Below are 22,631 nucleotides of genomic sequence, written 5' to 3'. Positions count from 1 at the left end.
TACGTACATATTGACCGCTGATTTTGACGTACGTACGATCGAATCCATGGACACGCCTCACCGGGAACGCACCGGTCCCCGTAGTCGGCTCGGTGCTCTGCTCCTGCTCCTGCCGGCCCTGCTCGTCTCCATGGACATCTCGGTCCTCTTCGTCGCCGCACCCGTCGTCGTCGAGGACCTCGACCCGACCGCCACCCAATGGCTGTGGATGATGGACGTCTACGGCTTCGTCCTCGCAGGACTGCTCATCCCCATGGGCGCGCTCGGCGACCGGATCGGCCGCCGACGCCTGCTCCTCGCGGGCGCCCTCGCCTTCGGTGCCGCTTCGGCCCTGCTCGCGGCGGTGCCCACCCCGCAGCTCTTCATCGCCGGCCGTGTCCTGCTCGGCGCCGGCGCCGCGACCCTGGCGCCGTCCACGCTCTCCCTGCTCCGAGTGATGTTCACCGACCCGGGCCGGCGCCGCACCGCCGTAGGTATGTGGACCGCCGCCTTCGCGGGCGGCGCGGTCGTCGGGCCCGTCATCGGCGGAGCCCTCCTGGAGTTCTTCTGGTGGGGCTCGGTCTTCCTCATCAACCTGCCGGTCATGGCCCTGCTCCTGGCAGCGGGCCCTTTCCTGCTGCCGGAGTACCGGAGCGCCGGCCGGGACGCCTTCGACCTGACCGGTGCTGTGGCCTCCCTCGTGGCCGTCATCGCCCTGGTGCAGGCGGCCAAGCGTTTCGTCGAACACGGCCCGGACGGGGCCGGCGCGGTGGCACTCGCGGTCGGTGCCGCGGCCCTGACCCTGTTCCTCCTGCGCCAGCGCCGTGCCCGGAACCCGCTCGTGGACCTCTCGCTGTTCACCAGGCCGGCCTTCAGCGCCTCGGTCCTCGGCAACACCGCGGTGTCCTTCGCCGCCTCCGGGCTCGGCCTGCTCACCTTCACGTTCTTGCAGGTCGTGCACGGGGCGAGCCCGCTCTCCGCTGCTCTGTACACGCTGCCCACCGTGTTCGGGACCGTCACCGGGGCCACCCTCGCGGGGATCCTCGCCGCACGGATACGCCCCGCGGTCCTCATGCCGGGGGGACTGTCGGTGGGAGCGGCCGGTTTCGGGAGTGTGGCCGCGGTCGGTACCGACACCCACATCGCGGTCTTCATCGGCGGCTACACCGTCCTGACCCTGGGCATCGGGCTCGTGGCCACCCTCGCCAACACCCTGATCCTGGCCACCGCTCCCCCCGAGCGCGCCGGCGCCGCGGCAGGGGTCTCCGAGACCAGCACCGAGCTGGGCGGGGCCCTGGGCATCGCCACACTGGGGACCGTCGCGGCCTCCGTCTACCGGGACACCATGGCCGGCGCCGTACCCGGAGCGGGCCGGGCCGCCACCGAGAACGTCGCCGGAGCCTCGTCCACGGCCGCGCACCTGCCGCCCGAGGAGGCCGCTTCCCTGCTGGCCACCGCCTTCGACGCCTACACCTCGGGCATGTCCGCCGCCGCGGCGACCGGCGCCGGCACCCTGCTGTTGGTCGCCCTCGTCGCCGCCGCGTCACTGCGCCGAATCCACGCGGGAACGGGCCGGGAACCGGCTGTGGCCGGGCCGCCCCCCGTGTGAGGACACACGGAGGACGGGCTCCGACCGCGGAGGCCGCTGGAGCCCGCCCCTGGCCGGCGGTCCGTGGTTACTGGCGGCCCAGCGCCCGGTAGATCCAACCGGAGGACCGCCAGTACGTGGGGTCGAGGGCGTTGCGGCCGTCCACGATCTTGCGCTGGGTGACCACCTCGCCCAGCTTCTCGGGGTTGGCCTCCCGGAACTCCGTCCACTCGGTGAGCAGCAGCACCACGTCGGCGCCCTCGGCGGCCTCCATCATGCTGGGCGCGTAGTTGAGCTGCGGGTGCTCCTCACGTGCCCGGTCCATCGCCTGCGGGTCGTAGACGGTCACGTGCGCGCCCAGCGATGCGATGGTGGAGGCCACGTCCAGCGCGGGCGAGTCGCGGATGTCGTCGGAGTTGGGCTTGAACGCCGCCCCCAGCACCGTGACGGTGCGCCCGGCGAAGTTGCCGCCGATGAGCTGGCGGGCGATGTCGATGGTGCGCGCACGGCGGCGCTGGTTGATCGCGTCGACCTCGCGCAGGAAGGACAGCGCAGGCTCCACACCCAGCTCGTCGGCCCGCGCCATGAACGCACGGATGTCCTTGGGCAGGCACCCGCCGCCGAAACCCAGACCCGGACCCAGGAACTTGCCGCCGATGCGGTCGTCGTGGGAGAGCGCCTCGGCCAGTTTCATGACGTCGGCGCCGGCGGCCTCGGAGACCTCCGCCATGGCGTTGATGAAGGAGATCTTCGTGGCCAGGAACGCGTTGGCCGAGACCTTGACCAGCTCGGCGGTCTGCATGTCGGTCACGAGGAAGGGCACGCCCTCGTCGATCTGCTGCTGCCACAGGGCCCGCACGGCCTTCTCCACCCGTGGGGAGTCGGTACCGATGACGATGCGGTTGGGTTGCAGCGTGTCCTTGACTCCGAAGCTCTCACGCAGGAACTCCGGGCTCCAGCCGAGCTCGGCCTCGGCCCCGACCGGTGCGAGCGCGGCCATACGGGCGGCCAGGGTCGCGGCGGTGCCCACCGGGACGGTGGAGCGGCCCACGACCACGGTCGGGCGGTGCAGGTGCGGGGCGAGCCGGTCGACCGCGGAGTTGACGTAACTCAGGTCCGCGGCCCCGGAGTCGTCGAGCTGCGGGGTGCCCACACAGATGAGGTGCAGGTCGGCGAACTCGGCCACCTCGGCGAAGGAGGTGGTGAAACGCAGCCGGCCGGTCGGCAGGTTCTCGGTGAGCAGCTCGTCCAGGCCGGGTTCGAAGAAGGGGACGCGGCCTCGGCGCAGCATCTCCACCTTGGCCTCGTCGACGTCGACGCCGAGGACGTCGAAACCCATCTCGGCAAGGCACGCAGCGGTGGTTGCGCCGAGGTATCCGGTCCCGATGACCGAGACACGCATACGTTCTGCTTCGACCACTGGTGGTGTCCCTTCTTCCTTACTGTCCCGCTCGTGTGCTTCTTGTGCCCGTTCGGCCGGTCCAACACCCATGCGAAAGGTGTGGAACGGACATTCAGCTGGGGTGATCGAGTGACCCCACCAGGGCAAGGGCTCGCCTTGTGCGCCGCAGAACGGCATGTGACCGAACACGGCGTGAACAGTCAGTCGCTCAGATTACCGGCGGGTGCGGGGCAGTGGCCCACCGGAGGGCCTCAAGGCCGGTTGTCACCGTAGGTCCTGTTCTGTCCCGGGTCATCATCCAACGGGGCCCAGGAAGCGCCGTCCTCGCCACGCCGGAACGGGGTCGTGGTCTTTTCGGGGTCGCCGGCCAGGCCGCTGCCGGCCGGCGGGTCGTACGGAAGGGGCCGCGACGGATCGGGGAGTGTGTCCCCGGACGGGCCGTGCCCGTCGGGGACCGTCTCCTCCGACGGGGCCGCACGGTAGCCGTCCCGGCCCGTCCGGGCGGAGCCCCCGTGAGGAGCGCGCCAACGCACGGGCGTCAGCGCCGACCCGAACAGCAGGACCCCCAGCGGCAGGGCGACCGTCAGGCCGGGACCGGACGGGTACAGGAAACTCTCCGAGTTGAGCCAGCTCAGCGCCGTCCCCATCGTCTGCGGCGCCACCGCCGGCCACAGGGCGACCGCGGTCAGCAGCAGGCCGCCGGTGGCCGCGATCAACGGGGAGACACGTGTGGCGACCAGCCCGGCGCCGACTGCGCCGACCACCCCCGAGAGGACGGCCGCGGAGACCGTGGTGAGGGAGACCTGTCCCTCGAACAACTCCGGCAGGTTCCCGGCCGACCAGGAGAGCGCGGCCCACAGGAACGGGGCCAGAGCGGCGCCGATGAAGAAGCCGGCCAGATGGCGGAGCACGGGAAACCTTCCTACGAGCAGATGTTGTCCTCGGCGGTCGAGGTGGCGGGGGAGCCGGCGTCCGGCGACCCGGAAGGGGACCCCTCCGACCCCTCCTCGGCCTCGGTCCCCGGGGCGTCGAAAGTGGTGTAGTCGAATCCGATCACGACCTGGACTTCGCCGTCCAGGGTGTCGTCCTCGACGGCTTCAGAATCGGGGATCATCCCGGACACGTAGGCGGCCTCCTCGGCCATCCCGGGGCCGTGGCGCACCTGGGTGCCGGCCAGGTCCCGGCTGGTCCAGTTCTCGGCCCGGTCGGTCAGCTCGAACCCGGCCTCGGACAGCTGGTCGTCCAGCTCGGAGCCGGCCCCGGGGCTCGCGGTCCCGTTGAAGACCCGTACCGGCACGTCCGACGGGCCCGGGCCGTCGCCCCCTTCTGCCTCGGCTTCCTCCCCGCCGTCGATGGGGCGGTCGGCCCGGATGTCGGCGAACAGGTCGCGGGCGGCCGGCTCGTCCCACAGCACCGCGACGTCACCGCGGTCGGTCCAGTGCTCCATGTCGGCGATGGGCACCTGTGCGAAGTCCACGGCGGACAGGTCCAGGCCGCGCATCTGGTGGCCCAGCTCGTTGAGGGCGGCGGTGTCCAGGCTCTGGTCCACGGTCAGGGACGACAGGGAACTCTCCAGGAACGAGGTGAGCTTGGTCGGGTCGGAGAGGGTGTCGGTGCGCAACGCCCGGTCCATCATCGCCGCGACCACCTGCTGCTGGCGCTCGATCCGGTCCAGGTCGCCGCGGGGGGTGGCGCGTGTGCGTGCGAAGGCCAACGCTTCGGCGCCGTCCACCTCATGGGTCCCGGCCGCGAGGTCGAGCTGGGCCTTGGGGTCCTCGATCGACTCCTCCAGGCACACCTCCACCCCGCCGAGGGCGTCGACCACGTCCACGAACCCGGTGAAGTCCACCTCGACGTAGTGGTCGATGCGCACCCCCGTCAACTCCTCCATGGTCTGCACGGACTTCTGCGGTCCGCCGTGGGCGTATGCGGCGTTGATCTTGTCCTCGCCCTCGCCGGGGATGTCCACCCACAGGTCGCGGGGCACACCCACGACGGTGACGCGGTCGCGTTCGTGGTTGAGGTGCACGAGCATGATCGCGTCGGAACGCTCGCCGGGGGTGGAACCCACGCTGAGGGCGTCCTGGTCCTCGCTGCTCATCCCCTCGCGGCCGTCGGAACCGATGACCATGAACGTCAGCGCACCCGTCTCGTTCTCGGGCCGCTCGCCCTCGGCGAGGCCGCCGAACACGTCGGAGCGGTTGATGTTGCCCGAGACCCATGCGGTGGCTCCCCAGGAGATACCGGAGGCCAGCAGCACCAGTACCGACAGAGCGCTCATGAGCACGAGCGTGGTGCGGCGGCGGCGCACGGCGGCCGAGGGGACGACAAGACGCCCGCTACGGGGGGAACGCCGCTCGTGCGGGGGCAGGGGTTGTGACCGCTCGCGCCGGAACTCGCCCGCCGATCCCTGGTGTCCGGCGTTGTCGTCGCTCATCGACTTCCCGTCCCAACCCAGTCAACGGTGTGCTTCTCCCAAGGTTGTCACCCGATCCGCCGAAAGGCGCGGGATGTCAACGCTCGGCGTGTTGTACTCCCTTTGGTAGGACGTACACCAGCGCGTGACGGTTCGGTGGGCGCCGGATTCCGCGTGCGGCGTGTTCCGCGGGGACCGCAGGGTACTTCCGGCACCTCTCCGTCCCGTGCTGTCCGACTTCGTGCGTGCAGTACCGTTGGGGCGTCCCGACACGTCTTGATCCTGGGAAATACCTGTGTCCTGGCCTTCCGTCTCCGTCGTCATGCCCGTTCTCAACGAAGAGCACCACCTCGCCACGGCGGTGGAGCACGTCCTGGAACAGGACTACCCCGGCGAGCTGGAGATCGCACTCGCGGTCGGGCCCTCGCAGGACCGCACCCGCGAGGTCGCCGACGGTCTCGCCGACGCCGACCCGCGCATCACGGTCGTGGAGAACCCCTCCGGCAAGACCCCCTCCGCGCTCAACGCAGCCATCGGCGCCTCCTCCCACGAGATCGTGGCCCGCATCGACGGGCACGCGATGATGCCCTCCGACTACCTGAGGGTGGCCGTGGAGACCCTGGAGGAGACCGGCGCGGACAACGTCGGCGGGATCATGGCGGCCGAGGGCGTCACCCCCTGGGAAAAGGCCGTGGCGGCCGCGATGACCTCCAGGATCGGGGTCGGCAACGCCCGCTTCCACACCGGGGGCGAGGGCGGGCCCGCCGACACCGTCTACCTGGGTGTGTTCCGACGGTCGGCCCTGGAACGTGTGGAGGGTTACGACGAGGCGTTCCTCCGTGCCCAGGACTGGGAGATGAACCACCGCATCCGGCAGACCGGCGGCACGGTCTGGTTCCAGCCGCGCATGCGCGTGACGTACCGTCCCCGCCGCACCGTGCGTCTGCTCGCCAAGCAGTACTTCCACTACGGGCGCTGGCGGCGCGTGGTCGCCCGCCAGCACAAGGGCACCATCAACATGCGTTACCTGGCCCCTCCGGTGGCCGTGGCCGGCAACCTGGCAGGTCTGGTCGGCGGGTTCCTGTGGTGGCCGTTGTGGCTGGTCCCCGCCGCCTACGCAGCCCTGGTCACCGCGGCGACCCTGCCGCTGGGCCGGGGGCTCCCGGCCGCTTCCCGGCCGATGATCCCGCTGGCGTTGGCCACCATGCACATGTCGTGGGGTGTCGGCTTCATCACGAGCCCGCCGAGCCTGGGAGCGGACTCGCGCACCGCAAGGGCCGCCCGGGCCTGAGCCGGGCCGTCGGCGGCCCGGCTCAGGCCGGAACCGGACTTTCGCCCCCGTGCCCTGCCACTACGCCCGTTGTTCTGTTAAGCAGAGGGTGAAGCACGGAAAGGGTGGGAATGGACGACCTGCACGGGAACGAGGCCGTCTGGAACTTCGACGGCGAGGCGCTCGGGATCCGGTACGAGACCAAGGGCTGGTTCAGGAGCCCGCTGCTCAAACAGTTGGGGTCCCTGACCGTCCCAGTGGCGGCGGTGGAAGCGGTCGAGTTCGAGCCCAAGGCCGGACGGAAGAAGGGCTGGGTACTCTCCCTGCGCCTCCGGGAGCGCACCGACCCTTACCTGGCCGTGGGATCCCAACTCGACCCCAAACTCCAACCCTTCCGCCTCACCGGACCGGCCCGCACCGAACTGGTCGCCGAGTACCTCGCCGACCAGGTGCGCTTCGCCGCCGAGCAGGCCCAGGGGCCACAGGACCCGTACCTGCCCGCACGCCTGACCCCCGACCTGCCCCTGCACATCAGCACGTCCGAGGGATCGGCCGTACTGGACTCCGACGGTCTGCGCCTGCTGTGGTCCGGGTCGGGCGCGAGCTCGTACAAACGCAGGAAACAGCGCCGCGAGTACACGTTCTCCGAGATCACCGGTGTCGAGACCGTCCCGGTGGACGACTGGGGATGGACCTTCCTGCGGGTGGTCACCGCCAGGAGCGCCGCGGGGGCCGCGGCCCAACCCAAGAACGACCCCAACATCCTGCGCGCGAACGAGGACGACGAGGGCCCGTACCGGATCTTTCTCATGGCAGCCACCATCATGGCTCACCTGTGGGCCCGCGGTGCGGCCTCACGCGCCCGCACGGGCCCGGACGGGGCCCCGGACACCGACCCCCGCGACCGGGCGGGGCTCAAGGACCCGAACTGGTGGCGCGAGGCCGCCCAGAACACGGTCGAGGCGCTGGTCGGTCCGCGCTCGGCCCTCAACCGCCCCGGACGCGCGGGAGGGAAGGAGAAAAAGGAGAAAGGGGAACGGGAGCCTGCGGGGGAACGGGCCCACACGGACGGCACCGGGCACGACACCGATTGGGTCTACGCCCAGATCGAGCGCCTCGGCGGACTCCGGGACAAGGGCCTGCTGTCCGAGGAGGAGTTCAGCGCGAAGAAGGCCGAGCTCCTGCGCCGCATCTGAGCCGCGCACAGCGGGACGGGCCCTGCTACCGGCGCCCGCCGGGGCCTACCCCGGTGCCGGGGCAGGCCCCGGCCGCCTCAGTCCCGTCCGCGCAGCGCCGCCAGGGCACCGGGCACGTCGTCGACCACGACCGCGTCCACGCCCGCTGCGGCGTACCGCGCGGCGTCCTCGGGGCCCGGACACCACGACACGAGTTCCAGCCCGGCCCGGTGCGCGGTCCCGACCGTGTGCTCCAGGGTGCGGCGGCCCGGTCGGGGCTCCTCACCCCCCAGGCCGAGCGCCCGGGCGTCGACCGCCACGACCGGGCAGCCCAGGCCCACCGCGCCGGGGATCGCGGTGTCGGCCGGGTTGCGTACGTACGGCATCCAGGCGGTCGGCACCTCGGGGGCGCCCTCCCGAACCGCCAACAACAGGCCCGGGTCGAAGGAGCACACGAACACCCGGCGGCGCTGGGCCTCGCGGCGCAGGCGGGGCAGGAGCAGCGACACCGTACGCCGGGACGGCGCGTCCACGGCGTCCTCCATGACCGTCTTGACGTCCACGTCCAGGCCCACACCCTCGGGGAGGGCTTCCAGCCCCTCGGACAGGTCCGCCAGACCCGCCTCGGCGCACTCCGCGGCGCTCAGGTCGATGATTGCGCGCCCGTCGGCCAGAGCGGCGTCGTGGTACAGCACCAGGGTGTCGTCGGCGGTGCGGCGCACGTCGATCTCCACCCAGTCCGCCCCCGCTTCGGCGGCGGCCGCGTAGGAGCCCGGGGTGTTCTCCCTGTGGCCTTCCACCAGGCCGCGGCCCAGACCACGGTGGCCGATGACCTCGGTGGGTTCGAAGACGCCGCCCATCACACGGTCCCCGCCGCTGCCGAGCGGGTGCGTGCGCGGGACAGCAGAGTCTCCGCGATCTCCACGTCACCGGGGTTGGTGACCTTGATGTTGGACTCGTCCCCGGGAACGATCCGTACCTCCTCGTCGGGCAGGTAGCGCAGTACCACGCCGCAGTCGTCGGTGGCGACCAGTCCGGGGTCGGCCATCGCCAGGCCGTAGGCGCGGCGGACCACCCCGAGCCGGAAGCCCTGAGGGGTCTGCATACGGCGGAGTTCGGAGCGCAGGGGTACGTCCGCGACGGCCTCGCCGCCGGTTCCTCCGGGCACGACACGGACCACGGTGTCGCCGGCGGGGACGGCCACACCCACGGCTCCCGCCTCTCCCAGAGCCTCGACACACGCCGAGATCGTGGCCGGCCGCACCAGGGGGCGGGCCGCGTCGTGCAGGAGCGCGAGGTCGCCGTCAGGGGCTCCGGACATCGCCTCCAGCGCAGCGTTCGAGGTCTCGGTGCGGGTGGCGCCGCCCGGCAGCACGCGGGAGACCTTGGTGAACCCGGCCCCGGAGACCAGGTCCTCGACCCGGCCCACGTGTGTGTCCACCATGAGCACGATGATCTCGTCGACGTCCGGGCAGGCTTCGAAGGCTGCCACGGAGTGCTCGATGATCGGCCTGCCGTCCAGCGGGAGCAGCTGTTTGGGGGAGGGCGACGACATCCGGGCCCCCACCCCGCCGGCCAGGACGGCCGCGATCACCTTGGGCCGTTCGGTCATGGCGGCCCACCCCCTCGTCGACGAAGTTCACGGTCGCGGCCGAGACTAGCCCAACGCGCCGGGCAGACCACAGTGACGGTGGCAGGGGCCTGCGGTCAGGTGCTTCGGAAGGAGCGCCGGCGCCGGCGCGGCGATACGTTGGGAGCCAGGTGTTGGACGAGGCCCGTCCTCCACGGCGGTACCCTGATGGACGCCTGATATGGCGTGCTCGGTCCAGACCTCCTCTGATTCGGTCGTGGAGCCGGGCGCGGTCCGTGACACTCCCCCGGTCACCCGGACACACTCTCCCCCGTGCCGGAAGCCGTTGCCGTGGGTCGGACCGCGTGCAGAGGCCTGGTGCGCGCAAGGCAAGACACATGCACGCGGCCGTCCGGCGCATCGCGTTCCGGGCGAAGAGAACTCAACCCTTGGAGGTGGCGGTGGCGTCAAGGGCGCTGGCCGTCTGGGAGCACCGGAAGGTCGTCGGCCTCCTGGTCCGGCGCGACCTGAAGGTCAAGTACCAGCAGTCCGTATTGGGGTACGCGTGGACCATGTTGGAGCCGTTGGCTCTGACGATGGTCTACTTCTTCGTCTTCGGAATGATCCTCCAGGCCACCCGCGGGATGCCGGAGGAAGCCATGGCCCAGGGCGGGTTCCTGCTCTTCCTGGTCGCGGGGATCCTGCCGTGGAACTCGTTCGGGTCGATGCTCAGCGAGGCGCCCCGTGCGATGATCACCCACGGCAAACTCATCACGACGATGAAGGTGCCGCGGGAGATCTTCCCGATGGCCACCGTGGGGACCAAGTTCATCGAGTACCTGCTCACCCTGCCGGTACTGCTGGTCTTCGTGGTGGTTCTGGGAGGTTCCTTCAGTGTGATGGGGCTGCTGGTCTGGTTGCCGGCCGCGGTCCTGCTGCAGTTCGCGTTCGGCCTGGGGATGACCCTGTTCCTGTCCTCGGTCAACGTCATGTTCCGGGACGTCGAACGTATGGTGCGCATCATCACACGCTTGTTGTTCTACGGATCGGCGATCCTGTACCCGGCGGTCATGGTGCTGCAGGCGGGCATTCCCGGGTGGCTCAAGACCGTCTATCAGCTCAACCCGTTGCTGGGTATCTTCGAGATGCACCGGGCCGTGTGGTTCGCTGACTTCGCGGAATTGACCCCGACCGCGATCGCGTTGTGGTCGTCGGTGGTGGGTTCGTTCCTGATGCTCGTCATCGGATACTGGACGTTCCGCCGTCTGGAGATGTCCGTCCTGAAGGAGTTGTGATGGCACAGCCCTCCACCTACGAAACGGATGGCGCTGGCCCTGTCATCGAGGCCAAGGGCCTCGGTGTCAAGTTCGCCGTCAACCGTCGGCGCAAGCGCAGCCTGCGCGAGATGTTCATCCACGGCAACAAGCGCGACCCCAATGCCGAGGGTGACGAGTTCTGGCCGTTGCGCGACGTCTCCTTCGAGATCGGCAAGGGCGACTGCGTGGGCATCGTCGGTAAGAACGGCACCGGCAAGTCCACGCTGCTCAAGATGATCGCCGGTGTGTTGATCCCCGACGAGGGCAATGTCAGCGTGCACGGCAAGGTCGCTCCGCTGCTGGAGCTGCGGGCAGGTTTCAACGACAACCTGACCGGCCGCGAGAACGTGTACCTCGTCGGTTCCCTGCACGGGATGAGCGAGAAGCAGATCGACGAGCGCTTCGACGACATCGTCGACTTCGCCGAGATCAAGTCGAAGTTCATCGACACCCCGGTGCGCCACTACTCCAGCGGCATGAAGGTGCGCCTGGGTTTCGCGCTCATCTCGCAGCTCGAGCACCCGATCATGCTCGTGGACGAGGTCCTGGCCGTCGGTGACAAGGCCTTCAAGCTCAAGTGCTACGCGGCCATCGACCGCATGCTCGCCAACGAGCGCACGATGGTCCTGGTGTCCCACAGCGAGAAGGACCTGCGCCGGTTCTGCAACCGCGGTCTCTACATCCGCAACGGCAGCCTGGCCCTGGACACCGACATCGATTCCGCGCTGGCGGCCTACAACAAGGACACCAAGGCCGAGGTCGAGGAGCGCAAGAAGCGCGACGAGGCCAAGAAGAAGCGTGCCGAGCAGAAGACCGAGGACGGGAAGAAACCCGAGGACGGCGGGGAGCCGGGCCGGAAGAAGGACGACCCCTCCGGCGGCGGCCAGTAGCTTCCCCTCCGAAGTATGCGGCGAGCCCGCTTCCAGTGAGCGCACCCCGGGGTTCCGGTGGTGCGCTCTTCTGGCTCACGGGTCGTCCGAAACACCCTCTGACCAGGGGTTACCCTTCTCCGTTCGCGTGTCGGCGTTGAATGGTCACGCAGCGTGAGCAACCGTGTCCCTCGGTGCATCTGGGAGGGTACGGACATGGCACACGCTTCACCCGCACGGGCGGTCGCACGCGTCCTCGAGCGCCGGGACGTCACCCGGGCCGGCATGGCGCGGATCAGTGTGCTGGTCGCGCTCGGCGCGGCCGTCTGGTTCGCTCAGGAGGAGGGCGAGGGGGCACTGGCCGGCGCGGTCCTGCTCGTGCTGGTGCTGGGCTGTGACGCGGTCGGCGGGGCCATGAGCGCCAACGACCGCGACTCCCTGACCCTGTGGCTCGTGACCATGCTCGGCCAACTGCGTGAGTACGTCGTCTACACGGGGCTGGCCCTGGGCGCGGTCGCCGCCGGGGTCAACGGGGCCTGGGCGTGGGCGGCCGGCGCCCTCATCGCCCTGGCACTGCGCGACTCGCTCCTGGTGGCCCGCACGGCCCCGCCGGCCCTGCCGCGGGGGCGGGGTACGGTTCGGGGCGCGGGAGCCGGGCAGCAGCTTTCTGAGGGGCTTCTCGGCGCGGCCGGGGTCCCTGTCCCGTGCCGGCCCGGCGAAGGCGACCCCGAACTCACCGGCCGTCTGCTCGGGGGCGGCGGCGAACGGGCCGGCCGCACGCGTGTGGCCCGGGACGCGCGGCAGGAGGAGGCCGCCGGGCGCGGGCCGGCCGCCACGGTGGTGCCCCTGCCCGACCTCGCCCGCCGCTGGCTGTCCTTCACCCAGCCGGTGCGTTTCCTCGTCATCGGGGTCACCACCGTCGTGTGGGACCCCCGGGTCGCCTTCGTCACCCTTGTCATCGGGTGCGCCCTCGCCGTCACGAGCGAACTCGTCGGTGCCTGGGAGCAGGTGGAGCGGCGGTGAGTGCGGCCGTGCGTGAGACCGACCCGCGCAGGCCGGACCTTCGGTTCCTTCGTGATGACAGTCACATCGGCAACCTCCTGGGCAGGCTCGTCCCGGGTGCCTTCCCGCCTCTGCTCACCGTGCTCACGGGGGCCCTCGTGGTCAGTGTCCTCCTCCTGGCAGACCAGGGACGGTTGACAGGCATTACCCTGTGCGCACCGGTCGCATCCCTGCTACTGTCCGGCCTTACTTCGGGCCACCCCCACGACGGACGGTTCGACTGGCTCGTTCCACCCGTTCTACGCCTCAGCGAGTACGGATTCCTGGCGGTTCTGGGACTGGCGTCCGGTGTACCCGGTCCCTTGGTGTTCGTACTCTTGGTGGCGGTCGTCCTCCACCATCGCGATGACGCAGCCCGGCCCGCGGTCGGTATGGTCCGACCCGGATGGGTACGTGCCGCTGCCCTCGGCTGGGACGGGCGCATGCTCGTCGTCGCCGCTGGGGGAGCACTGGAGTCGCTCACGGCCGCCTACGGCTTGCTCGCCGCGTACCTGGTGGCACTGCTCGTCCGCGAGTCCGTGCGCACCTGGAGCGCGACACCGGTGACCGACGTTCGTGACGGCCACAACGACCGAGGAGGCGTGGACGCCTCCTCAACCTAAGGAGGAACACGCCCTCATGCTCGGAATGGTTCTCGCCGCGGGCGCGGGACGCCGGCTGCGTCCTTACACCGACACCCTGCCCAAGGCCTTGGTGCCCGTCGACGGTGAGACGACCATCATGGACATCTCGCTGCGCAACCTGGCAGCCGCCGGTCTGACCGATGTGGTCGTGGTGGTCGGATACGCCGCGCAGGCCGTCGAGGAACGCAAGGAGGCCCTCGAGGAGCGCCACGGCGTCAAGATCACCCTCAGCTACAACGACAAGGCCGAGGAGTGGAACAACGCCTACTCCTTGTGGACCGCGCGTGAGTTCTTCTCCGAGGGTGTCCTCCTCGTCAACGGCGACACCGTGCACCCGGTGAGCATCGAGGAGACGCTGTTGGCCGCCCGCGGCCCCGAGCTCCTCCTGGCGGTCGACAACGTCAAGAAGCTCGGCGACGAGGAGATGAAGGTGACCCTGGACGGTTCCGGGCACCTGGAGAACATCACCAAACTCATGGACCCGGGTACCGCCGCCGGCGAGTACATCGGCGCCACCCTCATCGAGGGCTCTTCGGACGCCCGCCTGGCCGACGCGCTCAAGGCGACCTGGGAGCGCGACCCGCAGCTGTACTACGAGGACGGGTACCAGGAACTCGTCGACCGCGGCGAGAAACTCGCCATCGCGCCCATCGGCGACGTCGACTGGGTCGAGGTCGACGACCACGACGACCTGGCCGAGGCGAGGGAGATCGCGTGCCGCTACTAGCCCGAATGCTGCAGTCCCCCCTGGCCATCGACGTGCGCCGGGGGGCCATCGCCCGGCTCGGCGACGTCCTGGCCGACCGCCGCATCGCCACCGAGGGCCGTATCGCCCTCGTGGTCGGCCCCGGCCAGGGTGAACGTATCGAACGCGACGTCGACCTGCCCCAGTGCGAGGTCTTCCAGGTCAGTGAAGGCACTGTGGACGCCGCCACCGACCTCGGCAAGAAGCTGCGCTCGGGCGCCTACGAGGCCGTGGCGGGTATCGGCGGCGGCAAGACCATCGACGTGACCAAGTTCGCCGCGACCATGGCGGGCATCCCGATGGTGGCCGTGGCCACCAACCTGGCCCACGACGGCATCGCCTCCCCGGTGAGCTCCCTGGAGCACGAGGGCGGCAAACCGTCGATCGGCGTCACCATGCCCATCGCCCTGGTCATCGACGTCGACTACGTCCAGGCGGCCCCCACCCACTTGGTGCGTTCCGGTATCGGCGACGTGGTCAGCAACATCTCCGCGATCGAGGACTGGGAACTGGCCGGGCGCGTCAACGGTGAACCGGTCGACGGGATGGCGGTGACCTTCGCCCGTGTCGCGTCCGAGGCGATCCTGCACCGCCCCGACTCGGTGGAGTCCGACGCGTTCCTGACCGTGCTCGCCGAAGGTCTGGTGCTCTCCGGCATGGCGATGTCGGTGGCCGGCTCGAGCCGGCCCGCCAGCGGTGCCTGCCACGAGATCCTGCACGCGGTCACGCAGCTCTACCCGGGCACCAGCAACCACGGCGAGCTCGCCGGCCTGGGGACGCTGTACGCGTCCTTCCTGCGGGTGACCCGGCTGGGCTGGTCCGAACCGCGCATGCACGAGATCCGCGACTGCCTGCTCCGCCACGAGCTGCCCGTGGTCCCCTCGGACGTGGGCCTGTCCCAGGAGGAGTTCGTCAAGGCGGTGGCCCTCGCGCCGGACACCCGTCCCGGCCGGTTCACGATCCTGGAACACCTGAACCTCTCCGAGGACGAGATCGGGCGGAGTGTCGCTGAGTATGTCGAAACCGTCGGTCGCTGAGGTCCGCGCGGGCGGCCAGCCCGTGGGGATCAAGGAGCGAACCAACGAGGAACACTGGGCCGGACGGCTCTACATGCGGGACCTCTCCCCGTACGTGAGCACCGTGTTCGTCCGGCTCGGCGTCCCCCCGAACCCCATCACCTACCTGATGATGGCCTTCGGGGTCCTGGCCGGTGCGGTCGTGGCCTTCGGCGGACTGTGGTCCGCGGTCCTGGCCGCCGTGATGGTCCAGATCTACTTGCTCCTGGACTGCTCGGACGGCGAGGTCGCCCGGTACACCGGACGCACCAGCGTCGCCGGGATCTACCTGGACCGCATCGGGCACTACGTGTCCGAGATCGCCCTGCTCATCGGCCTGGGCATCCGTGCCCAGGGTGAGTTCGAGGCGGGCGGCTGGGTCGTCCTGGGGATGGCGGCCGCTCTCGGTGTGGCCCTGATCAAGGCCGAGACCGACAACGTGGTGGTGGCCCGCGCCAAGGCGGGGCTGCCCGAGGAGATCACCGACGCCGCGATGAGTCCGCGGTCGTCCGGCCTGAGTCTGGCCCGGCGCCTGGTCTCGGCGCTGAAGGTGCACCGCGTGATCCAGGCGGTCGAGCTCTCCCTGCTCGTGGTCGTGGTCGCGGTCGTGGACGCCTTCCTGGGCGACCTCACCGCAACCAGGGTCCTCGTCGCGGTCTGCGCGTTCGTGGGTGTGCTGATGAGCGCGGCCCACTTCGTGAGCGTGGTGGCCTCACGCCGGCTCGAATAACACGGATGTGACGTTTCCGTCGCACAGGGGGCCGTGGACGATACCCCGTCCGCGGCCCCTTACACTTCCACTTTAGGTTTTCGTTGGCCCGGATCCGCGATTCCTTTAGGCCTTCGTTAGTCTGTTTCTGCGACCGTTGCTGGTACTCCACCTGCCCGTCGCACGTCGTCCACTGATCGGTCGAACACATGGCTACTCCTGTCATTCCGCCCGCATCTGGTTCCGGTACGCCCCAGGCGGAGGGCACACGGTCCACCGCTTCCGCCCCTCCCGTATCGGGTTCCGGTACGTCCGATGCGGTGGACCTCCGGCCCACCGCAGCTGAACGGAGCCGCTCCGAGGTGTCCGCACCCACGTTGTCCTGTGTCCTGCTCACGATGGGGACCCGTCCGGCCGAGCTGCGCCGCGCGATCACCAGCGTGTTCGAGCAGGAGGGCGCCGACGTCGAGGTCGTCGTGGTCAGCAACGGCGCCGAACTGCCGGAGCTGCCCGAGGGCGTCCGGATCGTCCAGCTGCCCGAGAACGTCGGTATCCCCGCCGGGCGCAACGAGGGTGTGCGCGCCGCCGAGGGCGACGTCGTGCTGTTCCTGGACGACGACGGCTGGTACCGCTCCACCGACCTGGCCCGCCATGTGCGGGAGCGGTTCGGCTCCGACCCGTCGCTGGGCGCGATCTCGTTCCGCATCGCCGACCCCGACGGTGGCCCCGACCAGCGCCGCCACGTGCCCCGGCTGCGTGTGGGCGACCCGCGCGAGTCCAGCGTGGTGACCACGTTCCTGGGCGGGGCGTGCGCGATCCGGCGTTCGGCCTTCGAGGCCGGGGGCGGGCTCCCGGGCGACTTCTTCTACGCCCATGAGGAGACCGACCTGGCCTGGCGCATCATGGACGCCGGCTACACGATCGAGTACGACGCCGACGCGGTCATGTACCACCCGGCGGTCGCACCCACGCGGCACGCCGACTTCTACCGGCTCAACGCCCGCAACCGGGTGTGGCTGGCGCGCAGGAACCTGCCGTGGGCGCTGGTGCTGCCGTACCTGGGCACCTGGGTCGGGCTGACACTGTTGCGCGAGCGCGACGGCGACGCGTTGCGGGCCTGGTTCCAGGGCTTCCGGGAGGGTTGGCGTGAGGACGCCGGTCCGCGCACACCGATCGGCTGGAGCACCGTGTGGCGGATGACGCGGGCGGGGCGCCCCCCGGTCATCTGATCCCTGCACCGCAGGGACCTCGAGCGACGAAGGGGCCGCACACCTCGGGTGTGCGGCCCCTCCTTCGTGTGTGTCCTGCCGGAGCAGGAACGCCGGGAACCGTCGGGGTACGGCCCCGGCACGTGTCGTCCGCGGCCGATCAGACCTCGGTGACGACCTCGTCGTACTCCAGGCGCGGCTGGCGGTCGAACCAGGCGTCGGGGCCGGGCTTGCCGATGTTCATGACCACGAGCGGCTGGATGGTGGAGCCCTCGCCGAAGAACTCCTTGCGGACACCGTCGATGTCGAAGCCGGTCATCGGGCCGGCGGCCAGACCCGCGGCGCGCACGCCCATGATGAGGTAGGCGACCTGCAGCATCGCGTTCTCGAAGGCGGCCTTCTCACGCGCCTCGGTGGGCATGCCGGCGAACGTCTCACGAGCGTCCGGGGCGATGGGGAAGGTCTTCGGGAAGAGCTCGTGGAAGGAGCTGTCGGCCGTCAGGATCAGGGTCAGCGGCGCAGTGGCGGTCTTGGGACCGTTGTTTCCGGCCATGTGCTGTACCAGGCGCTCCCTTGCCTCGGCCGAACGCACGGCCGTCACACGCAGCGGCTGGTTGTTCATGGAGGTGGGGCCGTACTTGACCAGGTCGTAGATCGCGCGTACCTGCTCCTCGGTCACCGGCTCGTCGGTGAAGGTGTTGGCCGTACGGGCGTCACGGAACAGCAGGTCCTGGGCGCTCTTGTCGAGGATCAGTGCGTCGCTCATGGGGAAACCTCGGTGATCGTGGGTGCCGGGTGCGGGCCCGGTCCTGTCACGGCCACCAACCTAGTTGCCTAAGAAGATATTTCCTACACCAAGTGTGGTCTCATTCACTCGCCAGGGCCGGGCCCGTCGGCGCACGCCGACTCCTCCGGCGTTGGCGCGGTACCCGCACCGTCGGCCCGGCCGCCTCGTCCACCCAGCTCTCCAGCCGTTCGACGAAGGTACGAGCCTGTACCGGCCAGTGGAAAGAAGTCCGGGCGACGGCGTGCCCGGTGCGTGCGTACTCGGCACGCAGCTGCGGGTCACGGCGCAGCCGCAGGACCGCCTGGGCGGCGGCGAAGGCGTCGCCGAAGGGCACGACCGTACCGGCCGGCCCCTCGGGGCGTTCGTGGACCAGGGCCGTGGCCACCGGGCCCGCGGTCGTGACCACCGGCAGACCGTGTGCCATGTACTCCACGATCTTGGTAGGCATCGAGTGGCGGTAGTTGGGTTCGTCGTGCAGCAGGCTCACCCCCGCCATGGCGCCCGCGCACATGCGCAACGCACGGTCGTTGGGCACGTAGCCGTACCAGTGCAGGGCGCCTTCCTGCGCGGCCTCCCGCAACAGGGGGCGCACGCCCGGGTCCGCGCCGCCGATGACCTCCAGCCGGATCCCGTGGGGCTGGAGGAGCCGGCCCAGGTCGACCAGCTCGTGGGCCCCCCGGGCCACCGATACGTGTCCCAGGTAGACGACCCGGTCGTCGCCGGGCTCGCGTGCCGGACGTTCGGGTACCTCGGTCGTGTTGGGCACCACCGGGTGGTCGAAACGGAACCGGGAGCGGTATCCCTCCTCGGCCAGCAGCAGGCGCATGTTCCGTTCGGCCCGGCGCTCGAAGAGTCGCATGAGCCCGCCCAGGGGCTTGCGCAGCGGTTCGGGTACCCAGGGTTTGGTCAGCAGGGCCGACGCGGTGTCCTCGTGCACGTCCCACACGGTCAGCGGCCGGTTCTCCGGAAGGGCCAGCATGAGTTCGGGGTCGTGGAACAGCAGCAGATCCGCGTGCGGCGCGTGTTCGGCCAGGATCGCACGCGCCGCCCGCAGGGACGCCATACGGTCGCGTCCGGAGGCTCGGGGCACGTCGACGGCCTGCAACCCGTTCCAGGGGACGACCCCGCACTCGCGGAAGGGGGCCACGTAGGTGACCGTGTGTCCCGCGTCGAGCAGTGCCCGGATCTGGCGGTGCAGGATGCGAGCGTCCTCGGGATGGTGCACGACCGTGGCCACGAGCACGTGCATGGAGATCACCTACCTGTGTCGCCTGTAGCCTGTGTCGCTCGGAGAAGGGCCGCCTCAACCGATGATCTGCTCTCCGGCGGCGCGACCTGCTTTTCGACACGGTATTCACCTGCGGAAACGTGGCGAGAAAAGCCTGATGGACACGAGGGGGGTATTCGGTGAACCCTCGTGCAGAGGCAGGTGAACGGCGAACGGCACGCCGGGGGACACGAACCGTCCCCGACGTGCCGCCGGTGGTGCGGGGGCCTGCACGGGCCCCCGGGAATCGGCTCTCAGAGCACCTGCATCCCCTCGCGGTCGACGTGCCGGCGCCCTTGTGCGGGCACCTCGGCCTCGGTCTCGGGCGGGGTACGGCGCAGCACCCCGCGGGTGTCCAGCAGCAGCCGGGCGTACTCGGCCAGCCGCTTGGGCTCGTAGTCGGCGTGGTCGGTGAGCAGCACGGTCAGGTCGGCGTCGGCCAGGGCCTGGTCCAGGTCGGTGGACCTGGGGATCTCCACGCCGTCGACCGTCCACGACTCCACGTGCGGGTCGTGGTAGGTCAGAGTGGCGCCCTTGGCGGCGAGCCTGCGCGCCACCGGGCGGGCCGGGGACTCACGCTGGTCGGCGATGTCGGCCTTGTAGGTCACGCCCAGGACCAGGACTCTGGAGCGTGACAGGGCCAGTCCGCTCTCGTTGAGCAGCTCCTGGGAGCGCTGGGTGACGTAGGCGGGCATGCGCCCGTTGATCTCCTGCGCCAGCTCCACGAACCGGAACGGGTACCCCAGCGTCTTGACCTTGTAGGACAGGTAGTTCGGATCGATGGGGATGCAGTGCCCGCCCACACCCGGTCCCGGATAGAAGGCCTGGAAGCCGAACGGCTTGGTGGCCGCGGCCGAGATGGAGTCCCACAGGTCGATCCCGAGCTCCTGGCAGAACACGGCCATCTCGTTGACCAGGGCGATGTTCACGTGCCGGTAGGTGTTCTCCAGCAGTTTGGCCATCTCCGCCTCGCGCGTACCGCGGGCGCGGACCACGGTGTGGACGAAGGAGCTGTAGAAGTGCGCGGCGCGCTCACCGCAGACATCGGTGAGGCCGCCGACGACCTTCGGGGTGTTGGCCACGCCGAAGGCCGTGTTGCCCGGGTCGATGCGCTCGGGCGAGAACGCCAGGTGGAAGTCGGCGCCGGCGACCAGGCCGGACTCCTCGAGGATCGGGCGCACGACCTCGTCGGTCGTACCGGGATAGGTCGTCGATTCCAGGATCACCAGCGTGCCCGGGGTCAGGTTCCCGGCGATGGACCTGGCCGCGGAGGTCACCGCGCTCAGGTCCGGGCCGCCCTCGGGCGACAGCGGCGTGGGAACACAGATGACGATGGTGCGTGCCGAGGCCAGGCAGGCCGGGTCGTCGGTGGCGGCGAACCCCTGGTCGAGCATCATGGAGATGTCGTCCGGGGACAGGTCGTCGATGTGCGAGATGCCCTGGTTGAGGCTTTCCACGACCGAGGTGCTGACGTCCAGTCCCACGACGCGCAGACCCGCGGCGGCTGCCTCCGCTGCCAGGGGCAGTCCTACGTAGCCCAGACCCAGGACGACGAGGTCGCTCGCCGGTGGCCCGGGCCGGTCGACGGTTGCTGGGTTGGAGGATGTGGCATCCACTTCGCTGTCACACTCGCATTCGTTTCGAGAACGGGCGTACGTCGGCGAGGTCTGCTTTGTCGGCGCCGGCTGTCCGAGTCTAGGCGTGCATTTGCCGGTATTACGGGATGTGGCCTGGTCCGGACATTTTTTGAATGAGACCTCTGTACGCCACGTCGTAGCGGTATGCGGCTCCGGCCCAGGTTCGTTCCTCTTCCACCACGCTTCTACCTGCGCATCCGTAAGAGGTGCGCGTTTTGTGACTATAAGAGAGATTTGAGAGAACATCGGCGAGACATACCGATTGTCCTGCCGGAATTAACTCACCGGTCACTCCCGGTTCGACGATCTCTCGCAATGCAGGAAGATCACTGGCCACAATGGGAAGCCCCCCTGCCATAGCTTCCACGGGTTTGAGGGGAGTGACGACACGACACACCCGTTCGTTCCGACGCGGCACCACGAAAACGTCCAGAGCGCCGTGGTACTCACGAACCCTGCCGGAGGGCACACGGCCGGTGAAATGGGCCGCTCCCGCCAGGCCGAGGTCCTGCGCGCGTGCGCGCAACGCAGGCAGTTCCGGACCGTCACCGACCACCAGTGCGTGGGCGTCCTCGCCGCGCTCCCGCATCAGGGCCACGGCCTCCAACAGGGTGTCCAACCCCTCGTAGCCGAAACAGCTCGTCGTCGTGCCTGCCACGAACGCACCCCCACCGATACCCAGCGGCTCGCGTACACCGCCGGCCGGGGGCAGAGGCTCCAGGAACGAGGGGTCCACGGCGTTGGGCACCACCAGGAGCCGGTCGGGGTCCACCCCGCGCTCGACGATGTCGGCGCGCATCGTTCCACCCAGCGTCACCACCAGGTCGGCCGCGAGCATGCAGGCGCTCTCGCGCGCCCGCTCCGCCCGGTAGAAGGCGTCCTCCGTGCTGCGTTCGGGATCGCGCGAGAGCCAGGACTCCTCCAGGAACCCGCGCACCTCGTAGACCACCGGCAGACCGAAACGTTCACCCAGGGCCAGCGCCAACCGTGCGTTGTGGTGGTTGCTCGCCGCGTGCAGCACGTCCGGGCGCAGCGCCTCCACCAGAGCGGAGCCCATGCGCAGCCCTGCCCCGAACTCCGCGTCGGCGTCGGCAGGGGCGGTCCACGGGATCATGCGGTGGTAGGGAACCCCGTCCACCGTCACCAGCGGGCGCGGATCGGCCACCCCCTTGTTCAGCGGATACCCCGCCCGCGTGACCACGTGGGCGTCGATGCCGCGCTCCCGTTGGGCCACCGCGATGCGGTGCGTGCGTTGTGTGTAACCGGCGTTGGTGTGCGGCAACGCGTTGGTGACCAGGTGCAACACCCGTGGTGGCTCTCCGGTGCCGGGCGGTCGCCGAGCGTTCACCGTGTCGTCGGGCCGTGTTCGGTCACCGCGGGTTAACGTGATCCCGTGATGATCAGGCGATACGGACGAAGCGGGAACGGCACGGCCGGTGGCCAGCTCCGTCCTGTGCTCGGCCGCGTCCCTGGTCCTCCCCCGGGGCAACCGTTCCACCAGCTCGCGGGCGGTGGAGGCATCACCCGCGGCCAGGCAGGCCGTCACCAGACGGCAGACCGCGCGGTCCCCGGCGCCGTCGGCCGCGGCGAGCACCGCCTCCCGGGCCTCCTCGCGCCGGCCCTGGTCCCACAACGCGTAGGCCAGGGGCAGACCGCCGAGCCGGGACGCGGCCGAGCGCACCGCCCGGCGGGGCGGACCGGGGGCCAACCGCAGGGCCAACAGCGGCAGCCGGGCCGGTTCGGCTCGCAGATGCCGCCAGGCCAGGGACGCGGTGAAGGTCAGAGCGCGCGGCCATCGGGAGCGCACGTGCGGTACATGGGCTTGGTGAGTCCGGTTCTCGTGCACGGTCAGAAACACAACCACGCGGACGTGGCCGAGCGGTGACGCCACGGCGACGTGCGGTGGACGGCTCGGGCAAGGCCCGGGCCCTCCGCCGCAGACAGCCCGTGACA

General features: G+C 70.1%; 20 protein-coding genes. 11 read left to right on the top strand and 9 right to left on the bottom strand.

What is annotated here, in order from left to right:
- Positions 1 to 46 precede the first annotated feature (46 nt).
- On the top strand, positions 47 to 1,588 hold the full coding sequence (locus D456_RS0100405) for an MFS transporter (protein ID WP_017574169.1): 1,542 nt from the start codon (positions 47 to 49) through the stop codon (positions 1,586 to 1,588).
- A 67-nt stretch (positions 1,589 to 1,655) separates the two neighbouring features.
- Here D456_RS0100405 and D456_RS0100400 read toward each other — a convergent pair whose 3' ends face one another.
- The 3 genes from D456_RS0100400 to D456_RS0100390 all read right to left on the bottom strand — a co-directional run bounded on the left by D456_RS0100400 (position 1,656) and on the right by D456_RS0100390 (position 5,406).
- Positions 1,656 to 2,987 carry a UDP-glucose dehydrogenase family protein gene (locus tag D456_RS0100400; protein ID WP_017574168.1) on the bottom strand — a complete coding sequence of 444 codons (1,332 nt, stop codon included), beginning with the start codon at positions 2,985 to 2,987 and terminating at the stop codon, positions 1,656 to 1,658.
- A gap of 233 nt (positions 2,988 to 3,220) precedes the next feature.
- Positions 3,221 to 3,880, bottom strand: coding sequence for a hypothetical protein (locus D456_RS0100395; RefSeq protein ID WP_017574167.1), 660 nt, complete (start codon positions 3,878 to 3,880; stop codon positions 3,221 to 3,223).
- 11 nt (positions 3,881 to 3,891) lie between these two features.
- On the bottom strand, positions 3,892 to 5,406 hold the full coding sequence (locus D456_RS0100390) for an LCP family protein (protein WP_017574166.1): 1,515 nt from the start codon (positions 5,404 to 5,406) through the stop codon (positions 3,892 to 3,894).
- 274 nt (positions 5,407 to 5,680) lie between these two features.
- Between D456_RS0100390 and D456_RS0100385 the strand changes: the two genes are divergently transcribed.
- On the top strand, positions 5,681 to 6,676 hold the full coding sequence (locus D456_RS0100385; RefSeq protein ID WP_017574165.1) for a glycosyltransferase family 2 protein: 996 nt from the start codon (positions 5,681 to 5,683) through the stop codon (positions 6,674 to 6,676).
- A 110-nt stretch (positions 6,677 to 6,786) separates the two neighbouring features.
- On the top strand, positions 6,787 to 7,851 hold the full coding sequence (locus D456_RS0100380; RefSeq protein ID WP_017574164.1) for a DUF4429 domain-containing protein: 1,065 nt from the start codon (positions 6,787 to 6,789) through the stop codon (positions 7,849 to 7,851).
- A 77-nt stretch (positions 7,852 to 7,928) separates the two neighbouring features.
- On the opposite strand, the gene D456_RS23400 is transcribed toward D456_RS0100380, so the two are convergent.
- Both D456_RS23400 and D456_RS0100370 read right to left on the bottom strand, forming a co-directional pair.
- Positions 7,929 to 8,690: a glycerophosphodiester phosphodiesterase gene (locus D456_RS23400; RefSeq protein WP_017574163.1), complete on the bottom strand. Its 762-nt coding sequence runs from the start codon at positions 8,688 to 8,690 to the stop codon at positions 7,929 to 7,931.
- A complete protein-coding gene (locus tag D456_RS0100370; protein ID WP_017574162.1) occupies positions 8,690 to 9,442 on the bottom strand; it encodes an IspD/TarI family cytidylyltransferase in 753 nt (250 codons plus the stop codon). Before D456_RS0100370 ends, D456_RS23400 begins: the two co-directional genes overlap by 1 nt.
- Positions 9,443 to 9,849: 407 nt before the next feature.
- Here D456_RS0100370 and D456_RS0100365 point away from each other — a divergent pair, with 407 nt between their 5' ends.
- The 8 genes from D456_RS0100365 to D456_RS0100330 all read left to right on the top strand — a co-directional run bounded on the left by D456_RS0100365 (position 9,850) and on the right by D456_RS0100330 (position 17,008).
- Complete coding sequence (locus D456_RS0100365; RefSeq protein ID WP_017574161.1) at positions 9,850 to 10,695, top strand: ABC transporter permease; 846 nt, start codon at positions 9,850 to 9,852, stop codon at positions 10,693 to 10,695.
- Entirely contained in the window at positions 10,695 to 11,606 is a 912-nt protein-coding gene (locus D456_RS0100360; RefSeq protein WP_017574160.1) for an ABC transporter ATP-binding protein, read from the top strand. The genes D456_RS0100365 and D456_RS0100360 overlap by 1 nt, the downstream gene beginning before the upstream one ends.
- Positions 11,607 to 11,801: 195 nt before the next feature.
- Complete coding sequence (locus D456_RS0100355; RefSeq protein WP_040698397.1) at positions 11,802 to 12,608, top strand: hypothetical protein; 807 nt, start codon at positions 11,802 to 11,804, stop codon at positions 12,606 to 12,608.
- A complete protein-coding gene (locus tag D456_RS0100350; RefSeq protein ID WP_017574158.1) occupies positions 12,605 to 13,249 on the top strand; it encodes a DUF5941 domain-containing protein in 645 nt (214 codons plus the stop codon). The genes D456_RS0100355 and D456_RS0100350 overlap by 4 nt, the downstream gene beginning before the upstream one ends.
- A 16-nt stretch (positions 13,250 to 13,265) precedes the next feature.
- Positions 13,266 to 13,997: a phosphocholine cytidylyltransferase family protein gene (locus D456_RS0100345; RefSeq protein ID WP_017574157.1), complete on the top strand. Its 732-nt coding sequence runs from the start codon at positions 13,266 to 13,268 to the stop codon at positions 13,995 to 13,997.
- A gap of 5 nt (positions 13,998 to 14,002) precedes the next feature.
- A complete protein-coding gene (locus D456_RS0100340) occupies positions 14,003 to 15,052 on the top strand; it encodes an iron-containing alcohol dehydrogenase family protein (protein ID WP_017574156.1) in 1,050 nt (349 codons plus the stop codon).
- Entirely contained in the window at positions 15,030 to 15,800 is a 771-nt protein-coding gene (locus D456_RS0100335; RefSeq protein ID WP_017574155.1) for a CDP-alcohol phosphatidyltransferase family protein, read from the top strand. Before D456_RS0100340 ends, D456_RS0100335 begins: the two co-directional genes overlap by 23 nt.
- A gap of 341 nt (positions 15,801 to 16,141) precedes the next feature.
- Positions 16,142 to 17,008 (top strand): glycosyltransferase family 2 protein, encoded by an 867-nt coding sequence (locus tag D456_RS0100330; protein ID WP_017574154.1) that lies wholly within the window; start codon positions 16,142 to 16,144, stop codon positions 17,006 to 17,008.
- Between the two features lie 139 nt (positions 17,009 to 17,147).
- Here the strand turns inward: D456_RS0100330 and D456_RS0100325 are convergent, their stop codons facing one another.
- The 4 genes from D456_RS0100325 to D456_RS0100310 form a co-directional block, all read right to left on the bottom strand.
- Positions 17,148 to 17,753 carry a malonic semialdehyde reductase gene (locus D456_RS0100325; RefSeq protein WP_017574153.1) on the bottom strand — a complete coding sequence of 202 codons (606 nt, stop codon included), beginning with the start codon at positions 17,751 to 17,753 and terminating at the stop codon, positions 17,148 to 17,150.
- A 100-nt stretch (positions 17,754 to 17,853) separates the two neighbouring features.
- A complete protein-coding gene (locus D456_RS0100320) occupies positions 17,854 to 19,023 on the bottom strand; it encodes a glycosyltransferase (protein ID WP_017574152.1) in 1,170 nt (389 codons plus the stop codon).
- A 272-nt stretch (positions 19,024 to 19,295) separates the two neighbouring features.
- Positions 19,296 to 20,657 carry a nucleotide sugar dehydrogenase gene (locus tag D456_RS0100315; protein ID WP_017574151.1) on the bottom strand — a complete coding sequence of 454 codons (1,362 nt, stop codon included), beginning with the start codon at positions 20,655 to 20,657 and terminating at the stop codon, positions 19,296 to 19,298.
- A gap of 100 nt (positions 20,658 to 20,757) precedes the next feature.
- A complete protein-coding gene (locus D456_RS0100310) occupies positions 20,758 to 22,485 on the bottom strand; it encodes a glycosyltransferase family 4 protein (protein WP_017574150.1) in 1,728 nt (575 codons plus the stop codon).
- Positions 22,486 to 22,631: the final 146 nt, after the last annotated feature.

It is taken from the genome of Nocardiopsis kunsanensis DSM 44524, assembly GCF_000340965.1.
Lineage (GTDB): Bacteria > Actinomycetota > Actinomycetes > Streptosporangiales > Streptosporangiaceae > Nocardiopsis > Nocardiopsis kunsanensis.
This window is presented reverse-complemented; position numbering and strand designations above follow the sequence as displayed.